Origin of the sequence: Nocardia sp. NPDC060220, from assembly GCF_042727815.1 — a bacterium.
Taxonomy (GTDB): Bacteria; Actinomycetota; Actinomycetes; order Mycobacteriales; family Mycobacteriaceae; genus Nocardia.
Window position 1 is genome coordinate 1 of sequence record NZ_JBHWZY010001229.1, and the last position, 1,543, is coordinate 1,543.

Here is a 1,543-nt window from a genome sequence, read left to right on the forward strand (position 1 = left end):
GCATGGGAGGCTGGACCCCGCACCTACCTCGGGGTCGCCACCCACGGCTTCCCCAACATGTTCATGATCACCGGCCCCGGCAGCCCGTCAGTGCTCGCCAACGTCATCGCGTGCATAGAACAGCATGTCGAGTGGATTACCGATTGCATGGATGCATTGCGTTCGCGAGGTGTCATCGAGATCGAGGCACGTCTTGACGACCAAGATAAGTGGGTGGACCACGTCAATGCCGTCGCGTCCCAGACCCTGTTCATGCATGCGAAGTCGTGGTATCTGGGCGACAACATCGAGGGCAAGCCCAGGGTCTTCATGCCTTACCCCGGAGGACTCAACGTCTACCGCGAGACCTGCGCCGCGGTAGCGAAGGCAGGCTACACCGGCTTCTCCCTCGCCAAATCTCCCGCTGCAACGCACTCGAGCCGCGACTCAGCCCCGAAAGGACAGCTGCCATGACACAGCACATCACATTCGAGGGAAGAGTCGCGATCATCACGGGCGCTGGACGAGGGTTGGGCCGCGCATATGCCCAACTACTCGCCGCTCGCGGAGCCAAGATCGTCGTCAATGACGTCGGCGGATCGATGAGTGGCCGGGGCTACGACGATCGAGCCGCCGCACAGACTGCGGCGAATGCGATTGCGGCAGCTGGCGGCCACGCTGTTTCCGACACCTCCGACGTGGCGACCACCGCCGGCGCCCAAGACCTTGTCGACCACGCGATCCAGGCCTTCGGTCGTCTCGACATCGTCGTCAACAACGCCGGGATCTACTCCTTGGACGACTTTCCAGACCTCGACGCCGAGGCTCTCCGGCGCCATTTCGATATCCACGTCGGCGGTAGCTTCAATGTCACCCGGGCAGCCTGGCCGCACCTTGCGACTTCGGGAGTGGGCCGCGTTGTCATGACAACATCGACCGGCGCGTTGGGCGCTGACAACATGATCGCCTACGGGCAAGCGAAGGGAGCTGTACTGGCGCTCGGCAGAGCGCTGGCCCAGGTCGGGATCCGCGACGGAATCAAAGTGAACAACCTCGCTCCCCTGGCGATGACGCGCATGATGCGCGCAGGCGCCGGAATCGAGCAGGACCTTCCCGACGACCCGGTGCAGAGCCCCGCGCTCGTCGCACCTATGGTCGCCGTGCTCTGCCACGAGAGCTGTCCGAGTACTGGTGAGACCTACATCAGCGGATTGCGACATATCGCTCGCCTGGTCATCAGCGCGAACAGCGGCTACACCCATCCAACTGCTGTGCTTACGCCCGAACAGATTATTGAGAACTGGGCAGATGTAAGCGGATTCCAACAGCATTCGATCCTCACCACTTCCGCGGACCAGATGGCCCACATGAGAAGACTCCTGGCCGCCTGCGAATCCCACGACGGGGCCGCAACAATAAGCTCGCCTACCTGACCTCCGCGTTCGACGAACATCGAGAAGAGCCCACCCCGCGCCCGGACGCCATTACGAACAGTTGGGCGTCTCAGCAACGCCCGGTGGTGGAGGCTGCGCTACGCCGGGTCGATGAGCACACCGAGTTGTGC

Annotated in this window: 1 protein-coding gene and 1 pseudogene; both read left to right on the forward strand. The window is 62.9% G+C overall.

The features are described 5' to 3' along the window. A pseudogene (locus ACFWF3_RS35560) lies at positions 1-453 on the forward strand (cyclohexanone monooxygenase); the annotation flags it as partial. Continuing rightward, the gene (locus ACFWF3_RS35565) at positions 450-1,412 is read left to right on the forward strand and encodes an SDR family NAD(P)-dependent oxidoreductase (RefSeq protein WP_379318524.1); all 963 of its coding nucleotides are present in this window, start codon (positions 450-452) and stop codon (positions 1,410-1,412) included. The pseudogene ACFWF3_RS35560 and the gene ACFWF3_RS35565, both read left to right, overlap by 4 nt. The last annotated feature ends 131 nt before the right edge of the window (positions 1,413-1,543 follow it).

Excerpts from the sequence above, each read along its gene's own strand:
- ACFWF3_RS35565 (WP_379318524.1), top strand. The coding sequence starts at position 450 with ATGACACAGCACATCACATTCGAGGGAAGAGTCGCGATCATCACGGGC.